We start from the raw sequence: 22,862 nt of genomic DNA, 5'->3' as shown, positions 1-22,862 counted from the left end.
ATGTTGCTAAAAAGTGCGTTAGTGACAGGTTTTTTTGCGGAAATATGTTTGTCATATTGAAAAACTCTCTAACTTTATGCCCTGAAAATGCTTGCTGAGGGTGGATAAATGCTCCCCATCTGCTTGCTAGTCAACGAACCTATGAACAAGTAAAAAGCACATTCCGTATGCTGCAATGCGGTATTCTTGCTGTCGCGTGGCTTCTCTCCGGATGCAACAGCGATATTTTTGTTGACAGATTCCTGTCGTCAGAACCTTCTGTGTCCTTATCCGAAACAGAAAAAGAAGTAACTGTTTGCTTTGAAGCAGACAGCTGGGACATTCTGGGTATAGAGAATATGAGAGAAGGGGTGGATGTGTCTGCCACAGATCTGGAAGGAAAAAACTCCAAATATCTTCCTTTTGAGGAGGGAGAAACCGGCATTGTGTATTGTAAGAATACGTTTCTGGATTTTCGTATAGAAAAAAGAAACGGTAATGAGTTACATTTTATTTCCGGCGAGAATCTCTATGACCAGCCGTTTGAAACATTTGTCAGGGTGGGCAACCGTTATGAAGAGAAGGTGATTCGCGTGTCTTTTTCTCCTACCCGTAAATATCAGATAGACAGTGTGGCATACGACTGGAGTCAGTTTTCTTCCTTCGATTACATGCTGGAACCCGTAGAACAGGTGGAAGTGAATACCCTGAATGCCAGTAGCCCCGCCACATTGTATTTTTATCCTTATAAAAATTCAGCCCGTATCGTGGAGTTTTACATGCAGTATGGCGGCTGGGGAGGAGATGAAAACGATTTACGGAAGTTGCTGGGCGATGCTGCTTCCCAGGTGGAGGTTCCGGATATCGTGAACGGCACACCGGGATTGTATGGCACGAAGGTCTCTTTCCGTCATCATGAACAACGGCTGGATGCGGGGCTCGACAAGGAGTTGAAGGTATCGAAAACGGTAGAGGCAGGCAAGCACGTACGTCTGGAAGTGTATAATGGAATAGAGCAGTATAACGTACCTTATAAGGCCTATCTTTCCAACTCGCTGACCGGAAAGAAACTGGTAATTTCCGGTACGCTTTCCAGCAAGAAACCGTTTAATTATTTAATCATTCCTATTGCAATTACTGATGAAGATAAATAGACTTGCAGTCAGACTGTGCATGTGTGCGCTTGTATTTTTCCGTGCACTTTCTCTCTATGCCGATGGCAAGGACAGCCTTTCCCGAAAAATGATTCACATGGCAGGCATTGATATCAAGCCGGCTTATATTTTCCCTACGCATGAGTTTTTTGCCGGAAACAATGCCACGTTTGCTCCCATCCGGAAAAATCTGTCGGTGCATTTGAAGTATGGGTTTAAGTTTACGCCAGACTCTTATTTCGGCCGAATGTATCCTCATGCCGTACAAGGAATCGGGGTGGGGTATAACACGTTTTTCCATTCTTCCGAATTGGGGAATCCCTGGTCTGTATATGCCTTTCAGACTTCGCGCATAGCCAGTCTTACTCCCCGGTTGTCACTGGACTATGAATGGAATTTCGGAGTTTCCTTCGGATGGAAGAAGTTTGATGTGGAGTCGAATCCCTATAACAGAGTAGTAGGTTCTAAAATGAATGCGTACATTCACCTGAGTTTCCTGTTGAACTGGCAGCTGGATGCGCAGACGAACTTACGGGCAGGAATCGGTGCAACGCACTTTTCAAACGGGAATACCGGTTATCCCAATTCGGGAGTGAACACGCTGGGAGCCACTATCGGCCTTACGCGTTATTTCGGAGGAGGATCGCGTGCTGCGCTGGCAGATGCCTCTTCAGGCCTTGTTCGGCGTCCGCCTTTCAAACCCTACGTCAGCTATGACCTTATCGTGTACGGAGCCACCCGAAAGAAAGGGGTGTTTCCGGAAGGCGGAGACCCTGTGCTGGTGCCCGGTTCTTTTGGTATCCTCGGACTGAATTTTACGCCAATGTACAACTTCAGCCGTTACTTCAGAGCCGGTGTGTCGGTCGATGCACAGTACGATGAAAGTGCCAATATTTCCAATTACATAGCCAATAGTGTGGGGCAACCCAATGCAGAGACCATCAAGTTCTATCGTCCTCCTTTCCGCGAACAGTTTGCCGTAGGGCTTTCCGTGCGGGCAGAGGTTGTGATGCCGATATTCTCTATCAATCTGGGTATCGGCCGGAATGTCATCTGCAAAGGAGCTGACACCGATTCATTTTATCAGATACTGGCTTTGAAAACCGATATCACCAAGAATCTTTTCCTGCACGTGGGATATCAGTTGCATGACTTTAACGACCCCAACAACCTGATGCTGGGGTTAGGGTTCCGGTTTAATGCAAAAGGAAGGGAATGAGCATCCCTTCACTTTCTGCTTATTGCGCAGCTTTTAAAGCGGCTTCGTAGTCCGGTTCGTGAGAAATGTTTTCTACCAGCTGGGTATAGTTTACCTTTCCATTCTCATCTACCACGATGACTGCACGGGCCATCAAGCCTTCCAGAGGTCCGTCGGCCAGCCGGAGACCATAGTGCGCGACAAAATCATGGCTACGGAATACGGACAGCGGAATGACATTGTCCAGCCCTTCGGTAGAACAGAAGCGTGATTGTGCGAAGGGCAAATCCATGGACAGGCATAACACGACCGTGTTTTCAAGTCCTGCGGCCCGGGTATTGAACTGCCGTACCGACAAGGCACATGTCGGTGTATCCAGACTGGGGAAGATGTTCAGTATCACTTTCTTTCCTTTGAAATCGGATAAACTTACTTCTTCCATCTTTGCATTGACAGCACGGAAATCGGGCGCTTCTTGTCTCACCTGAATCATTGGCCCTGAGGTATGTGCTTCCACTCCGCGGCAAATCACAGTTTCACCTTTTTCACCTTGCAGGTCACTGGCTTGTGCTCCTGCGGCGGCACGAACCGGCATCAGTCCCATCATCCATATTGCCGCCATCCACAAAATTGTACTGATTTTTTTCATGTTAAAATAGTAAGGGGTTAGGGGCGCTAAAGATACGGATATTTTTCTATTCTGCCATACTTGCATGACTTACCTTTGCTAAAATGTTCTGTTCTCTTTCGCAAATTGTCAATAATTTCTCTATGCTTCCTGCAGAAAGTCGGGCGACAGTTTAAGGTGGTATGTAAGAAAGTATTCTGTGTTACATTGTAGTGTGGAAAATAATCTACAACGTTGACTCCCTGTATACCGTTTCTGCATCCAGTACAATCGTTTTACTGGTCATCGCAGGATTCTCCAGCCTCTCGATGATGATTTTTGAGGCAGTTTCAGCCATTAATTCCACGGGCTGTTCTACTGCTGTTATGGTGGGGTAGACCAACTTGCTTAATTCTGTCCCCGACATACAGGCAATGGACACATCCTGAGGTATCTTGATTCCGGTAGCCTGAAGGTAATTCTTGGCTCCCAGTGTAGACATTTCTGTAAAACAAAAGATGGCATCGAAAGGAATATTTTTTTCTACTAACATTCTTACGGCATTTTCTCCGCTGTTGAAGTCTACTCCAGCTTCTACTAAATACTCCTCTTTGAAAGGTATATTGAACTTGCTAAGGGCATCCTTGTATCCTTTAATACGTTCAAATGTATTTTGAATATAGGAAGGTCCTGTAAGGTGAATTATTTTTGTTTTCCCCTTTCTTATCAGATGCTCCACCATAAAGAAAGACTTGATGTAGTCGTCAATCTTTATTTGTGAGGCGTCCATCTCGGCAATCGTTCGGTCAAAAAGAACGATAGGTATTCCTTTGCGGATGATTCTGCGATACTCATTCAGGTTTACCTGATCATGACAAATGCTCAGGAGTATACCGTCCACTCTGTAGTATCATTGTAAAATAAGCTACTTGAAAGAGGAGAATCCTTTGTTTGTAACTGTACTTCATAAAAACACCCCAAAAGTTTTGTTTCTAACTTTTGGGGCACCCATTGAAAAAACTTAAATTCATTTACAGATGATAGCGAATACAATCTTACAGCAGTTGGGCAGTCATGGATTTACCGTCATGACGGGAAGCCGTAACTATATCAATTTGAGCAACGGACTACAAATGAGCCTTGCAAGGAACAAGACATCAGCCAACAGACTGAAAATCATATTGGACGAGGGGGTGTACTTTGATATGCTCCAGCAGATTTTCACGGATGTGACGGGACTTTACACCCGACTTTAGGAGGCAGAGGCGGCGAGAGCCGCCCTACTTTCTTTCGGTGAGCAGAAGGCGGACAAAGAAAGTAGCAAAGAAACCGCTGTTCCAAAGACTTTCACTGACGGAAGTCTTTTTTTGTTTCCATCTTACAGATTTCTATTCAGAATAAGTGAAAGCGGATAAATGTATTTGTTGTATGCCTTCAGTTTCTTCATATCTACTCGGTTGTCCGAATACGGGTTGCTCTTCTCGTCATAGAAGAATATGTCCGTTATGTTTTCCTTTCGGACAATGCGCTCCCCGCGCAGCGGAATATCCTCCACGTCAAAATCCTCCAGCGGAAGCGTTTCCAGTCTGGCGGGAAGATGGTTGCCAAGCTCGTTCATGTTGTAGTTGAAAAGAGCGAAGCCCTTGTGTTTGAAGTCAAGACGTATGCCATACGGACGTCCTGTCAGAAAGGCATCCGCTGCTTTTGCCATATAATTTTCCATGATTGTTTGATGTAAAAGTCATGTAAAATTAAGGCTTTCGGAAAGCAGAAACAAATTTTACTGAATAAAGTAAACATGACATTTTATATACCCTGAAATTCATATGATAAACTCAGGTTATTTTTCCGGATTTGAATAAAAAACAGTCATTTACCACATGCTCCAGAAGTATTTCCCTAATTTTGCGGCCAAAACGCAATCAGTTATGCAAAAGGATATAAAACGCTTTTTCCATCCCATCAATCAGCAAATGAACATTCCCGACTGCGAATACGACAGGACCGGACTCTGTATTGCTATGGCTAAGGCTCTGGCACGCAATACAAATCACAGTCTGTACATCATAGACTATAACCGCAAGAATTTCCTTTACGTATCGTCCAACCCGCTTTTCCTCTGCGGTCATTCACCGGAAGATGTGCAACAGAAAGGTTATGCTTTTTATTTTGATGTCGTTCCGTCTGACGAGATAAACCGTCTTATGGAAATCAACGAAGCCGGATTCCGGTTTTATTATGACCAGCCGGTAGAGAAAAGACTTGACTTGTCTATCGAGTATAACTTTCATATCCGTACATCAGAAAAGCACTCGCACCTTATCCACCACAAACTGACACCTGCCTTGCTGAGTGACAATGGGGATATATGGCTGGCTCTATGTACAGTTTCACTTTCACCGGAGAAAACTATCGGAGATGTAGTTATTTCAGACCATACATGTACTGACAGGTATTTCTACTCATTCGAGGGAAGACGATGGAGAAAACAGCCTGAACTGATTCTTTCCGACCGTGAAAAAGAGATTCTCCAGCTCTCCGTCAAAGGACTGTCGAACACGGAAATTGGAGAAACTCTCTTTATTGATGCCAATACCGTAAAGTTTCACAAGAAGAAACTCTTCGAAAAACTACACGCAGAAAACATCACTGAGGCCGTGGGTATCGCAGCCAATATGAGGCTGATTTAGGAAGACGATGTAGAACTTCGGCAAAGTAGCTACAGGGGGATGTGAGGTGACGTATTCCTCCATTTTCTTCCGTCCAAGTTCGATTACCTTCTCATCGTCACATCTGTTCATCTTTTCTTTATCAATATAGGCAATATGCCAGAAGACCAGATAACCGATAACATACCTTTCAATGGTAACTTCTATCGGTTCGTTAGGACGCTTCATGGATTGAAGGGAGTTGTGGACATCCTTGTCTATGATGCCAACAACTGCCCATGAGAGATTTATATAAGATATTGACGCTGTCATAATTTACATACGGTTTTTCTGGCTGTCTCCAGCTCCGGTTCCTTTATACTTACTCTTTGTTGTGTTGAATTTGTATCGTACCGTCATACCGAAACTGCGGCGTGATTCCGGCTGAAGTATTGTAATTCGGTTACCGCTGTACATCAGTATGTCTGAGGATGAAGTATTGAAGATGTCGTTGGCTTGCAGTTGAACAGCCAGTTTTCCGTTCAAAAATCCTTTATATAAAGAAATGTTGACCGAACTACCGGGTTCAATTATACGGTAGCTGCTGTCTTCTCCTCGTGTGGAAGTCTCCAAATCTATATTCAACTGAAAATCCTTAGGTAAACTGAATGTATTGTTCCATTGGAAAAATCCGATAGGATTATTAAGGTTTCTGGGACCGTCCGGTGTATCCATCACAAACCATTGCTGGCTGTACATGGCTGTGAACTGCGGTGACCATATACCTATTGTCGGCGATGCTGACAAGGTGGCATTCAGCTTGTCCACCTTAGGAACATTGGTATGTGTGAACAGAGAAATAGAAGGATCTGCATCCGAGTAGGATTGGCTTACCTGTATCTGCATGTCCTTGATGCGACTGTAATTCATATTGAAATAAAGCCATTCCCATGATGCATTAAGTGACAAGGTATTCAGTATCGAAGAACGCAGAAGCGGATTTCCACTCTCGTATGTATATTTATTGCCATAGATTACTGCACTTGACAGCTTATAGTAGCTTGGTCGTTCTATATTGCCTGAATAACTTATCATCAGTTGGGTTTTACCTATAGGATATGACAGGGATATGGAAGGAAATACATTGTCATACTTACGGCTTTGCTCATCCATTCTTTTCCCGAACTCATAATAATCGGAATTCAGATGCTCATATCTCACACCTGCCTGAGCTTGCAACTGGCCGAAACTGCGTGCGTACATAGCAAATGCGGATACGGCATTTTCCCTGATTTTGTTGTCGTTGTCAGGTATAATATTTTCATCGTTTGCGTATTGGTTGGTACGGCTGCTGTAGGTATATTCACTGCCTATGGAGAAGCTACCCTCCCATAACGGGTGCTCCATTACAAGTTTGGCAGCATAAAGTTCATTTCTGTTCTTACCCAGTGTATGGATAGTGTTGTTTACTTCCGTATTGTCCGATTGCTTGACATATTCTTCAGCTACGATAGGATTATTACTATCCGACCACATTCCATCCATATTCAAATCCATATTCCAATCATTGAAATTGCCATTATAATAAGCATTTACGGTATGCCTGTTGTTTGTGGTTATTGAATGGGGGTTACTTTTACTTTCTTCTTCTAATAGATTATCCACATGAATGGAAGAATTCATATCCAGACACATCTCAATCTGAGGATTTCTGCTAAAATCATACCTTACACCCATCACATGATTTTCGTTGAACTGATAATTCAATGAAAGCATGGCAGCAATATCCTGCGTGTGAAACGGACTTTTCATATCCGAATTTTGTGTCCATACTTTATCAAGGTATGTTTTCTGTGTCAGTATCTTGTTCTCTTCAAACTTGTTGTCTCTGCCGAATAACATTCCTCCGAGATCGAATCTTCCCTTGCGGTAATTAAAGTTAAACTGGTCGAGCAAAGCAAGGTCATATTGGTATCCCACGTATGTACGATTGTTGAAACCGAATCCTTCTCCTTGTGTTTTCTTAGTTATGATTCGTACAACAGCTTTTACTGAAGCATCGTATTTGGCTCCTGGATTACGAAGGACTTCTACACTTTTTATATCATCGGACGACAGTTGGTCAAGTTCCGAACTGTTTCTCATTTTTCTTCCGTTGATGTAGATTTCCGCTACTCCGCTTCCGAATACATTCACTGAGCCGTCTTCGGCAGACAACCCCGGTATTTTGTTGAGCAGGTCATTTCCTGTTCCGGCTTTTTCAAGCACACTTCCTGCGACAGTTGTCACCATTGCATTACCTTTCACGCGTGTTTTAGGTAAGTCTGCTTTTACAACAACTTCTCCCAATTGTTGTGCATCCGAAACGAGCTGCACGATACCGATATTGGCCGGAGATACCGGCTTACATACAGTCTTATATCCTATAGAGGATATTTTCACTATCTGATTTTCCGATGTTGCCTCCAGTGTAAAAGATCCGTCTTCACCGCTGATGGTTCCGCTAACAAATGCCGAATCCGGCAAGGACAGTAGTACCACATTGGCGTAAGGCAAAGGCTGGCTGTTCTCGTCAATCAATTTTCCGCTAACGGTCTGTGCGGACAAACTGACAGGTAGTATGATACCAATAAGTCCTAATAAGAATACTTTAATTAATTTCATTGTATGATAGTTTTTAGTTTTCTGCTGCAAAGTTCCATACTTCGCGAGACTTTTCCACTACCTTGTAGGGTAGTTCTGATTATTGATGTTTATAGTTTGGCATACTATTGATATCTTTGCAGCAGAATTTTCATTATCGATGATGCCCACAACTGCCCATGAGAGATTTATATAAGATATAACCGAAGGCATAAAAAAGAATTCAAAATGTATTAATACAGATGCCTGTTCAAGTTCATTACTGATTATTAGTATCAATCATCTGCAAGGTAAAATCCAATACGGTATCAAGGTTTTTCATAAAATCATTTACACTCTGATAAACCTCATAATGAGGCATGATACTTTTCCCCTCCATCGGAAATCCGTTTGGTGAAAAAGAAGGCTCTCTTGTCGGCAAACGAAAATAAATACCATTCGTAGTATGAAATGTACGAGGACGATTTCCTGTATCCCCACCAGTCCCTTCACCAATAATTATCGCATTACCACTTTCTTTTAAATCCAATGTAAAACTTTCAGCAGCAGAAAAGGTATATGTACTGGTCAGAAGGAATAATTTACCTTTATATGAATCCTTCCGAGGTATTATTTCCCAATCTGGCGATACACAGTGTGGCTGTGGCTTATGAATGAGATATTCACATATTTTTTTACCGTTTCCACTGCTTCCTCCTCCATTCTCACGAACATCCACTATCAAATCTGGAAAGTCCTTTACCTGTTGATAAGCTCTGTCAAATTCATCCACGACAGAATCCATCATGGACAATATGCGAATATATCCAATGCTATCCTGTAATACCGTCCATTCCACAGTAGGGTTTTGTTTTTCATGAAAGGCAGATGCTTTTTTCAGATTGAGCGTTAGGCTCACCGTATCTTGATTTCGTATTACCTGATAGGTTGCAGTAGTATCGCTCCAAGAACGAAATATCTTACGGGCCGTCATTAATTTTCGACATTTTTCGGTAGAAGAAGGAGTATATTTTTCATTCGTGGAAATCCATTCTGCAACCGGAATTTTATTTATACTCACAATTTCATCTTTATCTTGGAAGCCATTCTCACACATATACAAATTAGGGTTATCAATAAAAACTCTTCCTTCAATATACGATGGAGCATAATTGGCCGTATAATCGTTTAGATAAACGGATGCATGACCTGCATTTAGTGCAGCAAAATATTCTTTCAATAACTTGCCAAATTTAATAGGTGTTTTTGCCTCTTTTTCTATTCGTTGTAAATACTCTTCATGCAAACTATCCATGTTCAAATGCTTGGAAGGATACAATGAATACTCGTCCAGAGTAACTTGATAGATTTCTTCAAATTCCGCTTCAAAAGCCTCCTTTCCAAGACATAGCTCATCGGCATAATAAGAGACTACTTTTACATCCCGATTATAGAAGTACTTTGCATAAATGACCAATCCTATGAATCCCAATACCAAAAGAATCAAAAGGGATAAAGCAGCTTTCGCTGCAATTCTAATATTCTTCTTCATTGTATGATAGTTTTTAGTTTTCTGCTGCAAAGTTCCATACTTAGCGAGACTTTTCCACTACCCTGTAGGGTAGTTCTGACTATTGATGTTTATATAGAGATTTTCTATAATAAATAGTCAAGACAATTAGAAATACCAGTTTACTCCAATCGTAACATTCCTTCCTCTAATATTGTATTGGGTTGTAGTACTGCTTAAATCGCCATATATTGTATAAGAGTACACATTTTGGTTGAACAAATTGGTAACTGATGCCAAGAAATCAAATTGCTTGTATCGATACACAAATTCCAAATCTACAAGGAACGTATTCTTCTTTTGTCCCGAATCAAAAAATGACAGATAATGTTCTCCATTCAGTTTAATGCTAATGTCTTCTATTGGATAGAATACCAATAAGCATTTCTGTGTCAAATGTTGGGTCACAGACTTTAATGCCTCAGACTTCATATAATTGTATTTATGTCCAATCTTATAATCAATATTAAACCAATCACATGGATTTGATTTAAGCGTTATTCCTGAATTGATACTTCCAAAGTCGATTGTTGATATGTAGCCATTCTGTTCAAGCGGCATATTATGGTTCTGAAAAGAACTGCTCAACTCAATGGAACCATTTATCAGCTCTATACCTTTGCTGATGCTTCCATCAGCAAATAGTAACTTATATTTATCATTTCCTGGTTCGTATAAATAATATACATATCCGTTGTCAACTTGTTTTGAAATACTTCTTTTGGTGTTTTCATCAGAATAGGTTGCGCTTAAGTTTGCAAATAACATGTCAGAAGGGTTTGCATAACTTATTCTTCCACCTATACGTTTTTCAATTTTCCCATCGTAATTCAAAAATCCGGCATACATTGCTCTGTAATCCGTCATGACAGGTGCTGTATAGTATAAGCCATTACCTGTATATGAGTTTCCGATGGTAGCATTAACAAACAGTGTCCACCTTGGAAGGAACTTCCATTTCAGATAAATATCAGGTTTTACATAAATCTTTGTTGCAGACTGTTCACCGCTAAAATGATAAACAGACAATGGAAACTTCAGATTCAGTTTTAAGTGCTCATTCTGGTATATGATTTCCGGATTCAGACGTGCCCCAATATAGTTCACATTCAAGTCGTTCTGATAGTTGATACTTGCATCATTGTACAAACTGTTGAAATTATATATATTCCCAAAGAGGTCCATATTCGTTCCCAAAGACCACCTTTTAATATTATGTAAAAATCTGAAGTTGGTATTTGAGAAGAAGTTGCCTTTATCAATCTTCTGTTGTTTGACACTTTCTCCACCTACATACAAATCTTCCGGAATAAACTCATACTTGTTAAGCGACATTATTTGGAAGATGTTATTACCCGTTTTCTTTACATACTTCAACCTGTTTTCTACATTATATGTGGTAATGTCTGCAATACTATGATAATTGAAGTCACCATTAATTCCCGATGCAAAAGTTCTCCATTTCGACTTAAAGGAAAGTTCATCAGAAAGAAAATACGAATCTTTATCAATGGTCGCAACAACAGACGCCTGCAAGCCTTTGTCTTTTACAGAACTTGTTTCTTGAGTACCTTTAACCAACAGACTGTCCATCAGATAATATGCCGACTCTATGCTTTGGTCATAGGTGTTTTTGTCATCTGTATAAATAATCTGCGACTTTATCTGGCCCGATTCTGACAACTTCCACATACTACTGTTGCTGAACATGTGGGTGCGATTGAAACGAGTCCTATCATTGCTCAGGTTGGTAGAAATAGAGGGTGCAGATGTTAAACTTCCGGATATTTCACTACCGGGATACATATACAAAAGGTCATCAATTGTGAGTGAATTACCCTCGTCTGCAATATTCTTTCCGGTATTGTTTGATTTCAAAGTTGTTGCACTCTGGCTCTTTGATGAAAATCTTGCAGCAAACAGTTCTGTTTCCCAGAGACCTTCATCGTGGGTAAAACCACCTTTACCTAAAAAGTTGCCGTTCCAAACAGACTTGGCACTATCTTTTAGTTTTAGGTTTATCGCTGTTTCCGTATCTACACCTGTCCCTTGCAATGCTTTAATTGCCTGATGATTCTCAATGACTTCCACACGTGCGATATTTTCATAGGAAATGTTGTTTGTTGCCAAGTTATATTTACCGTCAAACAGATCTATGCCTTCCACGTAAAACTTATTTATAGGGCTACCATTATACGAAATCTTACCATTCTCTGCGATATTGATTCCCGGCATATTGGTAAGTACATCTCCAATAGTCCTGTCTTTAGTCGTTGCAAAATTGGTAACAAAATAGCTTGTTGTATCTTTGTTCTGAATAATCTTGTCAGCCTTGATTGAAACTTCCTGCAATTCAAAGCTCTTTTCTTTTAGCTTTATGAGATAATTGTTATCTGTGAGGTTAAGAGTTTGTTGTTCATACCCTAAGCAGGTCACCTGTAAAGTATAATCTGCAAGGTTATCATGGTTAATCTGTAATGAAAAGGTTCCATTATCAGCAGTTGTTGTATATGCAATTATGCCATTGTCTGTACAATGCCTGACAATCACATTGACTCCTGTAATCGGTTCAAGAGTACTACTATCCACAACTGTTCCCATAATTGAATGACTTTGGGCAAAGATGGATAGAGTACAACAAAATACAAAAACGCTGAATAATACAAGTTTCTTCATATAATAAATTTAATAGCGTTCCATTACATCATAATTTACAGATTTGCCTTTTTGGGGTTTTCTTCTGGAAGAACCATTGACTGTAATCTTCATTCCTGAAGCCGCAGAAATGAACGCAACAGGATCTTTAATGTAATTCTTGTATGCTTTCAAATACTTTTCTCTTGATGATTTAGTGTACTGACGTGGCAGCATAGTGATGTTTGCGCCACTCTTGCGAAGCCCTACGAATACAAAGGAATAATGTTTCTGTATATCATAGACCTCCATAATGAGACCGGGAAGTCCATAAAACTTCCACGGACCATCTTTTACAGGTATTTCGGTAGTGAACCAAGCTTCATAAGTACGTCCTCGGAAATCGCATGTCGCTTTCTGACAAGTATAATCCCAAATTTTCTTTTGTTCGGTTGAGATTTTCCAGTTAAAATCAGGCAATTCTTCTTCATATCTGTAATGTTCTCCACCGACATTGTCTGTATAGTCTATCAGATTATTTCTGAAGTCTTTCAGGATATTGTAGGATACTATACGTTTCCCATACTTGCTGGAACCGTTCGCTAAAATATCCATTTGAATAGAAGAACCTTTATCCGAGCACAGCAGTGAATCCAGTGTATAGGAGTTATAACTGTAGAACAACGATTTGTCTTTGTTGAATCTCAGAACCATCAAATCATCTGTAGTCACAGTACTTGTTGTATCTTTAAGAAAACTTAGTCTGTACAAACATTCCATATTCGCTTTGTCGTTTTCCTGTGCATGCGATATTGATATGGTCATCAAAGCCAATACTAGTGAAATGATGCTTTTCTGTAGAGTTCTTTTGTGTAATCTAATTTTTCCCATTGTATGATAGTTTTTAGTTTTCTGCTGCAAAGTTCCATACTTCGCGAGACTTTTCCACTACCCTGTAGGGTAGTTCTTAACTCACTCACAAACGGAAGATGATATTATTTCAAACAGCAAAGGGAGACCCCACCATTCGTGTGAAGCTCTCCCTTTGCGTTACTTCTCATGCAGCAGCAAAAACTCCATTTTCCGTCGCCGCTCTATCGAGCGGGTTTTCCGCCCCTTGTAGTGGCAGTAGGATATATACTCCTTATAGATGTCCCTGCCACCGGCTTCCATCTTTTTCAGCAGACGGCTTTTCAGATGTTTCCCATATCCGAGCAGAGTTCCGTGACCCACATTGTAGCTGAGTACGGTCAGGATAAGGGAACCTTTCCCATACTTGCTGAACAACCTGTAACGCTTCTCCAAATCCCTTATCAGCAGTTTTTCCGCTTCCGCCTCCGTCATATCATAGGACAGTTCCTCTCCCGGAAGTTTACAATGTCCGTAACCGTAGTACGGATAATCAGAACGGTCATGGAGTCCCTCGTATTTCTTAATCAGCTCGACGACTAACTCCGCCTTCGCTTCATCTTTGAACGAGGCGGGTGTCCCAACCGTACCAGTATTCTGCGCCGGCAGGCTGGCGGAAAAAGCAACCGCCAGCACCGCTGGGGCAAGCAGCCTTTTCATTACCCCCTTACTGATAGACACCTCCTTTCACCGTACTCAGCGTATCGTTTCCGGACGGAGCCTCTTCCGCATCCGAATCGTTGTTGAAATCCGTTTCCCATTCAAAAGAGTTCCCGAAATTATCCTCCACCGTAATGGTCAGGCTCTGCGACTCGTCACACTCCGATGTGTAGTACAGGCGGAACTTCTCGTTCTCCAACAGATAACGGTCGTTGGGCTGGAACACCAGCCCGTTGTCGAGCTTCAGCGTACCTTTACCGTCAAACTGGAAATATCGGATGGTATAGACCGCCCCGTCAAACTCGCCCTCACGCACCAGCTCGCAGCGGATTTCCGCCGTTTCACCCTTTGCCAGCTCCTTCGGTACGGGCATCGTTTCCACCGTAAACGGATAAGCCTGCGTCACGTCCAGCCCATCATCACAGGCCGTCATGCCGATAGAAAGCAGTCCGGCGCAGAAGACTGCCAGCATTTTTACTGTATTTACCTTTTCTCTTATTCCATCTTTAAGTCTGTTCATGTCCATAATCATTATAATTTTATTCCGTTGTTTTTTCCTTTCTTTTCGTTTTCCCGCCATGCCTGCCTTTCGGCAAGCGTCTTTTGCAGATAGTCGTTCAGGTCCTTGCAGCCGCCGTACAGTCCGGAGCAGTCCGTCACCTTTCCGCCGTACCGTGTACGCAGGGCTTCCAGCGTCCTCCGTCCGGCTTCATCATTGTCAAAGTGACATTGCAGCTTCCCGTAACCGTCCAAATGCCTGTATGCCTTTGCCAGGTTCGACACCGAGTTCAGCACGAGATGGTCTTCACCGTTTCCAATTCCAAGCACACGTGCCGACAGATAATCCATGAAACCCTCGTACAGGTTGCAGCTTGCCGAACCGTAAGCCAGCAGTGTCACATCCTTGGGCGGCAGGCATCCCTTGAAGAAGCGGTTGCGTATCTCATAGCCGCCCCCTCCGTTACCGAATGCCACGGCAAAATACCGCTTCCCGTGTGTGGTGTAGTGTATCTCCCTGCATCCGCCGATGGCCACCCCCGACGATATGCCCCTTTCCTGCATGTAGCAGAGCAGCGCCCGGTTCTGGAGCGACATCAGCTCCACGTCCTCAAAGGACGGCTCTACCGGCCGCCTCACTTCGCATGGGTGGTACACCTTCTTTTCCGACAACGGCATACCCGCCACTTCCGCCACATACCTTACCTGCGAGAGGAAATCGGCACAATGGATGAACTCCCCGGCAAGGGCGAAGATATTGCCGCCCTTGCCCAGCCCGTAGTCATACCACAGGTTTCGCTCCATGTTCACCTTGAACGACGCCGTGCGTTCCTCCCTGTACGGAGCCTTGTACCACAGCGCGTTTGTCCTGCGCTGCACGGGCGAATGGCCCAGCCGTGCGAGGAACTCCTCAATCGGTATCCTCTTCATTCTGTCTATTTCCGTTTCCATAGGCTCATACATCAGTTGATGATGAACTTTATACCTATCCCGTACTCCGTGCGGCACACGCCCGTACTGCCGCCCCATAGGAAACGCTCCCTTACCGAAGCCGTCAGTGCGATGAAGTCCGCAAGATACAGCTCCATGTCCAGCGTGGCGGCGCAGCCATAGACGAAGCCGTCCCTGTTGTTCAGCCTTGCTCCGTCATACAGCGTCCTTTCTCCCCAGTTTACCGTCTCGTATCCGGCAAGGGCTGACGCCCCCGCGTAGAAGAACACCGTCTTTTTCACATCCGACAGGAAGTTGTAGTAGAAACCGCCCTCCGCCGTGAACTGTGCCACGGGAACATTCACGCTCCTGTACGGATGATTGGTCTGCAGGTATTCCGCCCCGTACACCCATTTGTTGCCGCCCCTTGCATAGCTCGACAGTGCGACTCCCAGCCAGTAGCCGTCCGCCCCGGTCATTCCGGCTTTCATCTCAATGCCCCTCATCTTCGGCAGGCATCGCTGGGCTTCCGCCCGTCCTGCAAGAAGGACGGACAGAAGCATTGCTAAAAACACCGCCTTGCCTTTCATCGTACACGCAGTTCGTTGATGGTTTCAGCCTGTACCAAATCCTCGTTCTCCACGACAAACGTCTGGTGACGACCGCCGTCCTTCTCGTTCATCTCCACCACGAGCTGCTTGCCGTCGGGGATGGTGAACTTCTGCAGGCAGAACACCGTGCGCTCGGACTTTTTCCCGGCCACACGTACCGCATAGTTGTACGCGCGGAGCGGAAACAGCACCTGTTCCTGGATGGCGGTTCGTTTCGCCACCTTCTTGTCCACAATCTTGAACGTGATGTAGTCCACGTCAAACGGCACGTTGCTCTGGTTCTTTATCTCCGTGTGCAGGTACAGCAGGTCGTTGTGGACATATATCCCTTTCAGCAGATACTGGATGCCGAAACGCTTGCAGCCGATGTGCTTCACCTTACGCTTGTTCTCCTTGTGCAGCGACTTCATGATGAGATGCACCAGCATGGGGCTTTCGCTTCCCAGTTCCTTCAGATAGATTTCCTGCGCGTTGTTCGGGCGGTTCACCGTGCTGCCGTCATGGATGAAGTCCTTCATCTCCACATTGAGCAGCAGCGGCTCGTCGGCATATTTCACGTTGAACGAATAATAGGACCCGTCCTCCGTGATAACGCTCATGTTCGTCTCCGTGCGGAAGTTCCTTACCGTCGCCTTCACGCGGATGACGTTCTCCGCACCGTCAGCCTTGCCCGCTATGAGGTTGGGAGAACCCAAGTCCACATAGCGCACTGCCGAGGGAAACAGGATATGTACCGTCTTGTCATACGTGACCTCCAGACCGTGCGGCGGTATCATGCGGTCAAACATCAGTTTCCTGGTCAGTCCGTGATACAGGTCGCCGTTCTCCTCTGTCTGCGGACAGACGTCCTTTACCAGTTTCAGCTCCTCCGCCTTCGTGGTGGCGGTGCTGTCGTTTTTCACTTCCTGTGCGTGTCCTGCACAGACAATGCCCGTCATAAGGGTAAACATCATCATTACTTTTCTGATACTCATTTTTACGTTGGATTTAGTGGTTGATAAAATTTGACTGTTTTTTTCTTTCGCCTCTTGCTGTTTTTTCCTTTCGTCTCTTGCTGTCTATTTTTCCTGATACAGCAACACCCTGTATCCCGACTTCAGATGCACCCTTACCGTGCGCATCCTTTTCGATATGTATTGCGACACTCCCTGTATCACTCCCTTTCCCAGATCGGAGGCGAGCTGCGCCCCCGCATCGGTCGAGATGTTGATGCTGCTCCCCAGCGAGCTGCCCATGTTCGCCCCGATTTCCTTTGCCGCGTCTGTTTCCATCGAGCCGGGCACAAAGATGCCCGCCTGTCCGTCGCTGTCGTACACCGCCAGTTCCACACCTACAATGGTTCCCTCATGCTCCAGCGAGCCGATACCTATCTCCAGACGCTCACCCTGCAGGCGTGCCGTCCCCACAAGGGTCGTATTCCTTGGTATTGTCCGTCCAGACACCCGCATCGGCTCCAGCAGCCGCAGCCTTACCGTCTGTCCGTCCGTTACCGTCTGGTCGCCCTGCACGCAGGCGGCGATGGTGTTCTTTCCCGGTGCCTCCGTACTGCCGATGGCAGTGTGGAACCCGTAGTTCCTTTCGCCCCCGTAGTCCGCTATAAAGGCGGAATCTGTCAGGGGCTGCGGCAGGGCGGACACCGTTGACGGGCGCACGCCGCTCACTGGTTCAGCCTTCATTTTCTTTTCGCCGGCGTTGCTTTCCCTTATTTCCGTCCCATCGGTCCGTGCGGTCTGCCCGGCATTGTTTCTTCCATTCCGGTACTTCGCCGCCAGCTCGTACGACTTCTCCAGCAGTGCGACCTGCTCCTCCATCCTTGCGGGCTGTTTCTCCTGTTCCATGACCATGCGTTCCAGTTCGTCGATGCGCTGCCTGAGCTCCTTCTTCTCGGCGTCCTCCTTCGGCGGCTCATAGAACGTACCCAGCGAGGTGTTCAGCCGCTCGTTGGCGGCAGCCGAGGAACGGATGCCTGTCTGTATTCCGCTTCCGCCCGTCTTCGGCAATGTTTCCGGTTGTGCCAGGCGGCAGTCGTCCGTTCCGTCTGCCGTGTCCGTTCCTTCCGTCCTGTCGTTCCAGAATGCGGACAGGTCGCCCACCATGCCCCGGCGTTCCTTCTTCCTGTTCTCCAGCTGCTGCTGTTCGTATGCCTTCGCCTTGTCGCCGATGATTCCGGAGTTTTCCGGCAGGGGCATGTCCGTGTTGAATCCCAGTCCCTGCCGTTCCTTTCCGCCGTCCTTCTGCGAGGGGGCGAAGATGAGCCACATGCACCCCAGAAAGGTCAGCACCATCAGCGGATAGACCAGCATCTTCTTTCTCCGCTGGCGCTGTTCCTCCGTCAGCGGTCTTTTCTCTTTTGTCTCATTCCTTTTCTGTTCCTTTTCCATACATCCTGTTTTTATGATAATGTTCATACGCTTCCTGCAAATCCGCTTTTTGCGGCAGTTCCGGTTTCTTCATGTGCCGTATCTCCATCGTCCCGTTTCCTTTCCCGAAGCCGGCGATGGCGGTGGCGGTCATGTACAGACAGCCTGCGGCAAAGGCGGCGGACATCACTGCCACCGTCGCCAGCCTTGCCTTCGGCGACAGTGCGTCCAGTCTCCTGTGCAGTTTTTCCCTGAGAACGGCAGCGCATTTTCCCGTCAGAATATTCATCTTTCCCATACGCCTATCTCTCCATGCTTCTGATGTCCCTGTTCTCCAGTATCGTGAATCCCTCTATGGTGAACCCGTTCGGATTGTCGTCCGAGCGGCTCGCGTTGAGCAGCCGGCAGGTCGTTACCAGCGTGCGCTCCGTCACGTTGCTTTCCCTGATGATCATCTGCCTTGCGTAGGTGCGTGCCTCGTAGGGATAGCGGTCGAAGTTGCAGACCACGCTGTCCACCTGGAGTACCTGGTTGATGTTCCCCGCGATGATGCGGTTGTAGAATCCCTTTTCCGCAAAGTCGGCGTAGTAGTTGTACGCGCTTCTGTCCGCCAGCAGCAGGGCACGCTTCACGTTGTGCTCGATGGCGCTCTTCTCCGGCGAGAGGGTGAAGAACAGCTCGTGGAAGCGGCGCACATGCTCCCTCGCTTCCGCCGGACGGTTCTGCGACAGGTCCTGCGAGAGGGCGAGCATCAGGCTCTTTCCCCCGTCAAGTACGTATATCTTCTGCCTCTGCGCTTCGGCGAAGCGGAAGGCGCATACCACCGAGCAGATGACGATGGCGGCACATACCGCCGTGTAGATGATTCCGAACAGACGTATCTGCCGGAAACTCGTTTCAATGTTCTTGAGTGATTTGAATTCCATTTTCTTCTTTTCGTCTTTTAGTTCATGAATTTCTTTGCCTTTTCACATCCCCTTTCCCTTGTCGCCGACTGGTGGATGCCAAGTCAGCGACAAGAGGGGCACAAGTCGGCGACTCGTGAAAGGCGGAACGCCTATCTCCTGAACAGCCTGCCTGCCGTTCCCTTGATGAATCTGCCCGTGCGTCCCGCTGCATTTCCTGCGGTTGCACCCGCCAGACTGCCGCCCAAGGCTCCGGCTGTACCGATGTTTTTGTTGTAACTGCCTATACCGCCACCGGCTTGGATAATCCAACCAGCCACCGTCGGGATGGTGAAGTAGCCCACGATGCCGATGATGAGGAACACGATGTACACCCCGTTGCTCGCCTCCACCGAGAAGTTCGGGTCTGCCTGCATCGCCTCGATGTCGTTCTGGAGCATCAGTATCTGTATCTTCGCCAGTATCGTGCTGAACAGGTCGGAGACGGGCAGCCACAGGTAAATCTGTATGTAGCGGCTGAACCATGCCGAAAGCGTGGAGTGGAAGCCGTCCCATACCGAGAAGGCGAAGGCGACGGGTCCCAGTATCGACAGCACCACCAGGAAGAACGTCCTGAGCGTGTCGATGACAAGGGCGGCAGCTGCGAACATCAGCTCCAGCAGCTCGCGGAACCAGTCACGCACGCTCTTCTTGATGTTGTACGACGCACGGTCCATGTACATCCCCGTCATGGTGATCATGTCCGACGGTGACCAGCCCAGCTCGTCTATCTGGCGGTCGAACTCCTCGTCCGAGGCGAGATAGGCTGTTTCCGGGTTGCGCATCATCGCCTCGTATTCCAGCCTGTCTTTCTGTTCCCTGTACTTCTCCATGTCAAAGGTCTGTTCCTCCAGTATCGAGTGCGTCCCCTGTACGATTACTCCCAGAACGGAGTTCATCGTCCCCAGCACGATGGTCGGGAAGAAGAGGATGCACAGTCCGATGGCAAACGGCCGCAGCAGCGGGTACACGTCTATCGCCTCGGCACGGGCGAGCGACTGCCACACGCGCACCGCCACATAGAACAGGGCGCCCAGTCCGGCAAGCCCCTTTGCCACTCCTGCCATGTCCGAGCAGAGCGGCATCATCTCCTCATACAGCGAGAGGAGTATCTGGTGCAGGTTGTCAAACTCTCCCATAGGCTACCAGTATTTTTCGTTGGAGTTCCCGTAGAGTGCCATCACCCGGTCCATGTCGTTCTTCTTTCTCGCCCGCAGGTACGACACCGATATGGTCTTGTTCGTGTAGTAGCGCACGAGGTTGCGGTAGTTCATCAGGCTGCGGTAGGCATTGTCTATGATGGCGAGCCTTTCCGCATCCGTCAGTGACATGCCCGTCACGTTCACCACATTCTTCAGGTCCTGCAGCACGTCCGAGCTTTCGTCTATCAGCATCGCATAGCCCGACGAGATGGCGGCAAGCTCCTCCGGCGTGTAGTTCTCGTCCGAGAGCATCTTCTGGTAGTTGTCCACATAGATTTCCGATATTTCCATTACCAGAGAGATGCTTTTCGCCACCTTCGCGCCGCCCTTTACCACGTCGTGCACTGATTTCAGTGCGTCATAATACGCCTTTCCCTGCTCGAACACCTTCTTCGTTTCCAGAAAGCCGTTCAGGGTGTTGGCTTTCGTCCCGGCTGTCTCCACCATCTCCTTGGCGGAGTTGATGATGCTCTGCGCAAGGTTTCCGGGGTCGGACACCACCCATTGGGCATTTGCCCCGCCTGTCCCCGCAAGGCACAGGCAGACCGCAATCAGCGGTATTTTCAGTTTCTGTCTCATTCTCATTCTTTTTTGGGATTTAGTGGTTCGTTAAATTGCTATTGCATATTCTCTTTCTCCTTTGTCCTTTCGCCGTCACCTGCATCCGTGTTCACCCGGACATAGTCACCGCCCGGCGAAAATGTCAGCACATCCGTCTCCTCGTTGTATGCCACGTCAATGCGGAACCCCGTGTTCATATACAGGTTGCCGTTCTCCTCCCTCTGCAGCAGATAGGTTTCCGGCTTCAGTACGCGGCGTACGCCCTTGCGTCTGAACAGTGTCACCTTATATGATTCTCCCTCCCTGTACACCAGTATGTCGGGACCGGCTTCCGCGTTTTCCCAGTTTCCGCAGATTCTGTCGCGGGTGTCGCCGTCTTCTTTTGCCATTATATCACAGGCTTGCAGCATCAGCGATGCCATGCCTATCAGACCGCCGCACAGCAGCAGCCTTTCGGTCTTTGTCAGTTTGATGTTCATTTTCTTGTCTTCTTTAAGTTTCGTTCTTTCATTTTTTTTCAATCCTTTTTTCTTTTCGTCTTTTCCGTAGCCGGAGTCCGCCCGGTTTCCTTTTCCGTCAGAATCCCGGTCTTCTGCCTTTACGCCTGCACATGCGGTTTTCCCTTGCGCCATTCTCCGGCGCCTCCTTCTGTGCAGGTACCGACTGCCGTACTGCGGATTTGCCGAACAGCTCGTCCGCATCCGGCTTCTTGCCCGTCATCCGGCAGAATCGGGCATCCAGTTCCCGGTATGCCTTTTCCACCTGCTTGAGCACCGTTTCGCGCGGTTCCTTGTGGTCAATGCCGTATTTGTTCAGGATTTCCGGCTTGTACCACATCGGGTCGTCATAGTCTTTCCGGTACACCATACCTCTCAGATAGAGCAGTTCCTGATATTTTTCTTCCAGATAGTCCCGTGCCGGAGCGGGGCAGATGCTTTCGTAAGCCTTTTCCACCGCAAGAGTGATTTTTCCCTTGGCTCTTCCTGCCTCGCACAGTTCTTTCATGCGTTGCTCCTTCCCATATCCCCTGCAATCCGGTTCAGCAGGCATCCGGTGAACCTGTATTTCCAGTTTCTTGTACCGCTGGTAGTCCTCTTCCAGTCCGTATCGCCTTCTGATATGTTCCGGTAGCGAAGTCCCGAATGTCAGAAACTCACGGAACCATGAGATATGCTCCCGGATTTCCTCCCGTTTCCGCAGCGCTTCATCGCTGTATCCGTCATCAATGTACATGTTGTCAGTCTGTTGGTTCATAAATCATTTTTTATTTTTCATTTACTGTATATTTCCTGCCGGTTCACTGTCCCGTCCGTTCCTCCAGCCGTCGCTCCGCCACCTGACGGATGGCGGCTTCCATGTCGCCTCCCAGTTTCTCCGCCAGTTCGCGTACTTCCATCTTCTCCGTCTCTTCCGTCGTATAGGCGAGATACTCTTGCATCGACACCTCCGTGGCATATACCGCCGAATGCGTGCCCCCAAGTCCTATCCACACCTCCTTGTACCGTCTCGACGGGTCGTTGGACTGGTTGATCGAGAGTATCTGCGACTTCTCCTTTTCCGTCAGACCCAGCAGCGACTGTATCTGGTCGAACTTGTTCATGTACTTGCGCTGGTCCAGCAGGATTTTGCAGTCCGAGTTGTTGATGATGCTTTCCTTCACGATGGGCGAGCTGATGATGTCGTCCACTTCCTGTGTCACCACAATCGCCTCCCCGAAATACTTTCTCACCGTCTTGTACATATAGCGCAGGTAGTCAGCCATGTTTGCCGATGAA

25 protein-coding genes are annotated in these 22,862 nt (G+C 46.7%); 4 read left to right on the top strand and 21 right to left on the bottom strand.

Annotated elements, in window-relative coordinates; genetic code table 11:
* Positions 1–167 precede the first annotated feature (167 nt).
* Complete coding sequence (locus WKT20_RS14680) at positions 168–1,133, top strand: hypothetical protein (protein ID WP_340417591.1); 966 nt, start codon at positions 168–170, stop codon at positions 1,131–1,133.
* Complete coding sequence (locus WKT20_RS14675) at positions 1,120–2,352, top strand: acyloxyacyl hydrolase (RefSeq protein ID WP_340417590.1); 1,233 nt, start codon at positions 1,120–1,122, stop codon at positions 2,350–2,352. Before WKT20_RS14680 ends, WKT20_RS14675 begins: the two co-directional genes overlap by 14 nt.
* A 19-nt stretch (positions 2,353–2,371) precedes the next feature.
* On the opposite strand, the gene tpx is transcribed toward WKT20_RS14675, so the two are convergent.
* Together tpx and WKT20_RS14665 are read right to left on the bottom strand one after the other, a co-directional pair.
* Entirely contained in the window at positions 2,372–2,926 is a 555-nt protein-coding gene (tpx, locus tag WKT20_RS14670; RefSeq protein WP_118164806.1) for a thiol peroxidase, read from the bottom strand.
* A gap of 259 nt (positions 2,927–3,185) precedes the next feature.
* Entirely contained in the window at positions 3,186–3,839 is a 654-nt protein-coding gene (locus tag WKT20_RS14665) for a substrate-binding domain-containing protein (RefSeq protein ID WP_118164732.1), read from the bottom strand.
* A gap of 136 nt (positions 3,840–3,975) precedes the next feature.
* Between WKT20_RS14665 and WKT20_RS14660 the strand changes: the two genes are divergently transcribed.
* Positions 3,976–4,194, top strand: a complete 219-nt coding sequence (locus tag WKT20_RS14660) for a hypothetical protein (RefSeq protein ID WP_117700844.1) — start codon at positions 3,976–3,978, stop codon at positions 4,192–4,194.
* Positions 4,195–4,316: 122 nt separating this feature from the next.
* On the opposite strand, the gene WKT20_RS14655 is transcribed toward WKT20_RS14660, so the two are convergent.
* On the bottom strand, positions 4,317–4,661 hold the full coding sequence (locus WKT20_RS14655) for a hypothetical protein (protein ID WP_118164734.1): 345 nt from the start codon (positions 4,659–4,661) through the stop codon (positions 4,317–4,319).
* 205 nt (positions 4,662–4,866) lie between these two features.
* On the opposite strand from WKT20_RS14655, the gene WKT20_RS14650 reads away from it, so the two are divergent.
* The gene (locus WKT20_RS14650; protein ID WP_118164736.1) at positions 4,867–5,628 is read left to right on the top strand and encodes a helix-turn-helix transcriptional regulator; all 762 of its coding nucleotides are present in this window, start codon (positions 4,867–4,869) and stop codon (positions 5,626–5,628) included.
* Here the strand turns inward: WKT20_RS14650 and WKT20_RS14645 are convergent.
* From WKT20_RS14645 to WKT20_RS14560, 18 genes are all read right to left on the bottom strand, one after another.
* A complete protein-coding gene (locus tag WKT20_RS14645) occupies positions 5,569–5,919 on the bottom strand; it encodes a hypothetical protein (RefSeq protein ID WP_118164739.1) in 351 nt (116 codons plus the stop codon). The two genes, WKT20_RS14650 and WKT20_RS14645, sit on opposite strands and share 60 nt — an antisense overlap.
* A 3-nt stretch (positions 5,920–5,922) precedes the next feature.
* Positions 5,923–8,250, bottom strand: a complete 2,328-nt coding sequence (locus tag WKT20_RS14640; protein ID WP_118164741.1) for a TonB-dependent receptor domain-containing protein — start codon at positions 8,248–8,250, stop codon at positions 5,923–5,925.
* A gap of 238 nt (positions 8,251–8,488) precedes the next feature.
* Complete coding sequence (locus WKT20_RS14635) at positions 8,489–9,760, bottom strand: S41 family peptidase (protein ID WP_181976284.1); 1,272 nt, start codon at positions 9,758–9,760, stop codon at positions 8,489–8,491.
* Positions 9,761–9,886: 126 nt separating this feature from the next.
* Positions 9,887–12,454 (bottom strand): TonB-dependent receptor, encoded by a 2,568-nt coding sequence (locus tag WKT20_RS14630; protein WP_340417589.1) that lies wholly within the window; start codon positions 12,452–12,454, stop codon positions 9,887–9,889.
* A gap of 9 nt (positions 12,455–12,463) precedes the next feature.
* Positions 12,464–13,303, bottom strand: a complete 840-nt coding sequence (locus WKT20_RS14625; protein WP_117700851.1) for a GLPGLI family protein — start codon at positions 13,301–13,303, stop codon at positions 12,464–12,466.
* A 159-nt stretch (positions 13,304–13,462) separates the two neighbouring features.
* Positions 13,463–13,981, bottom strand: a complete 519-nt coding sequence (locus tag WKT20_RS14620) for a glycoside hydrolase family protein (protein ID WP_340417588.1) — start codon at positions 13,979–13,981, stop codon at positions 13,463–13,465.
* Between the two features lie 7 nt (positions 13,982–13,988).
* Entirely contained in the window at positions 13,989–14,507 is a 519-nt protein-coding gene (locus WKT20_RS14615; RefSeq protein ID WP_270245142.1) for a DUF3872 domain-containing protein, read from the bottom strand.
* 5 nt (positions 14,508–14,512) lie between these two features.
* On the bottom strand, positions 14,513–15,430 hold the full coding sequence (locus WKT20_RS14610) for a toprim domain-containing protein (RefSeq protein ID WP_340417594.1): 918 nt from the start codon (positions 15,428–15,430) through the stop codon (positions 14,513–14,515).
* Positions 15,431–15,441: 11 nt separating this feature from the next.
* Positions 15,442–15,999 carry a conjugal transfer protein TraO gene (locus WKT20_RS14605; protein WP_340417587.1) on the bottom strand — a complete coding sequence of 186 codons (558 nt, stop codon included), beginning with the start codon at positions 15,997–15,999 and terminating at the stop codon, positions 15,442–15,444.
* On the bottom strand, positions 15,996–16,988 hold the full coding sequence (traN, locus tag WKT20_RS14600) for a conjugative transposon protein TraN (RefSeq protein ID WP_340417593.1): 993 nt from the start codon (positions 16,986–16,988) through the stop codon (positions 15,996–15,998). The genes WKT20_RS14605 and traN overlap by 4 nt, the downstream gene beginning before the upstream one ends.
* Positions 16,989–17,078: 90 nt before the next feature.
* Positions 17,079–18,401: a conjugative transposon protein TraM gene (gene traM / locus WKT20_RS14595; protein ID WP_340417586.1), complete on the bottom strand. Its 1,323-nt coding sequence runs from the start codon at positions 18,399–18,401 to the stop codon at positions 17,079–17,081.
* Positions 18,376–18,678: a TraL conjugative transposon family protein gene (locus WKT20_RS14590; protein WP_181977481.1), complete on the bottom strand. Its 303-nt coding sequence runs from the start codon at positions 18,676–18,678 to the stop codon at positions 18,376–18,378. Before WKT20_RS14590 ends, traM begins: the two co-directional genes overlap by 26 nt.
* A 4-nt stretch (positions 18,679–18,682) precedes the next feature.
* Positions 18,683–19,306, bottom strand: a complete 624-nt coding sequence (traK, locus tag WKT20_RS14585; RefSeq protein ID WP_340417585.1) for a conjugative transposon protein TraK — start codon at positions 19,304–19,306, stop codon at positions 18,683–18,685.
* Between the two features lie 131 nt (positions 19,307–19,437).
* Positions 19,438–20,463, bottom strand: a complete 1,026-nt coding sequence (gene traJ, locus WKT20_RS14580) for a conjugative transposon protein TraJ (protein WP_340417584.1) — start codon at positions 20,461–20,463, stop codon at positions 19,438–19,440.
* A gap of 3 nt (positions 20,464–20,466) precedes the next feature.
* Positions 20,467–21,105, bottom strand: a complete 639-nt coding sequence (locus WKT20_RS14575) for a DUF4141 domain-containing protein (protein WP_005650203.1) — start codon at positions 21,103–21,105, stop codon at positions 20,467–20,469.
* 38 nt (positions 21,106–21,143) lie between these two features.
* Positions 21,144–21,566: a DUF3876 domain-containing protein gene (locus WKT20_RS14570; protein ID WP_340417592.1), complete on the bottom strand. Its 423-nt coding sequence runs from the start codon at positions 21,564–21,566 to the stop codon at positions 21,144–21,146.
* Between the two features lie 97 nt (positions 21,567–21,663).
* Positions 21,664–22,341, bottom strand: a complete 678-nt coding sequence (locus tag WKT20_RS14565; RefSeq protein WP_340417583.1) for a hypothetical protein — start codon at positions 22,339–22,341, stop codon at positions 21,664–21,666.
* A 43-nt stretch (positions 22,342–22,384) separates the two neighbouring features.
* A partial coding sequence (locus WKT20_RS14560; protein ID WP_340417582.1) for a TraG family conjugative transposon ATPase occupies positions 22,385–22,862 on the bottom strand: 478 nt, incomplete at its 5' end.

This window comes from Phocaeicola sp. ICN-14070, from assembly GCF_037892625.1.
GTDB classification, from domain to species: Bacteria; Bacteroidota; Bacteroidia; order Bacteroidales; family Bacteroidaceae; genus Phocaeicola; species Phocaeicola plebeius.
Note: the sequence above shows the minus strand (reverse complement) of the source record. Positions and strands in the feature narration are given on the sequence as shown.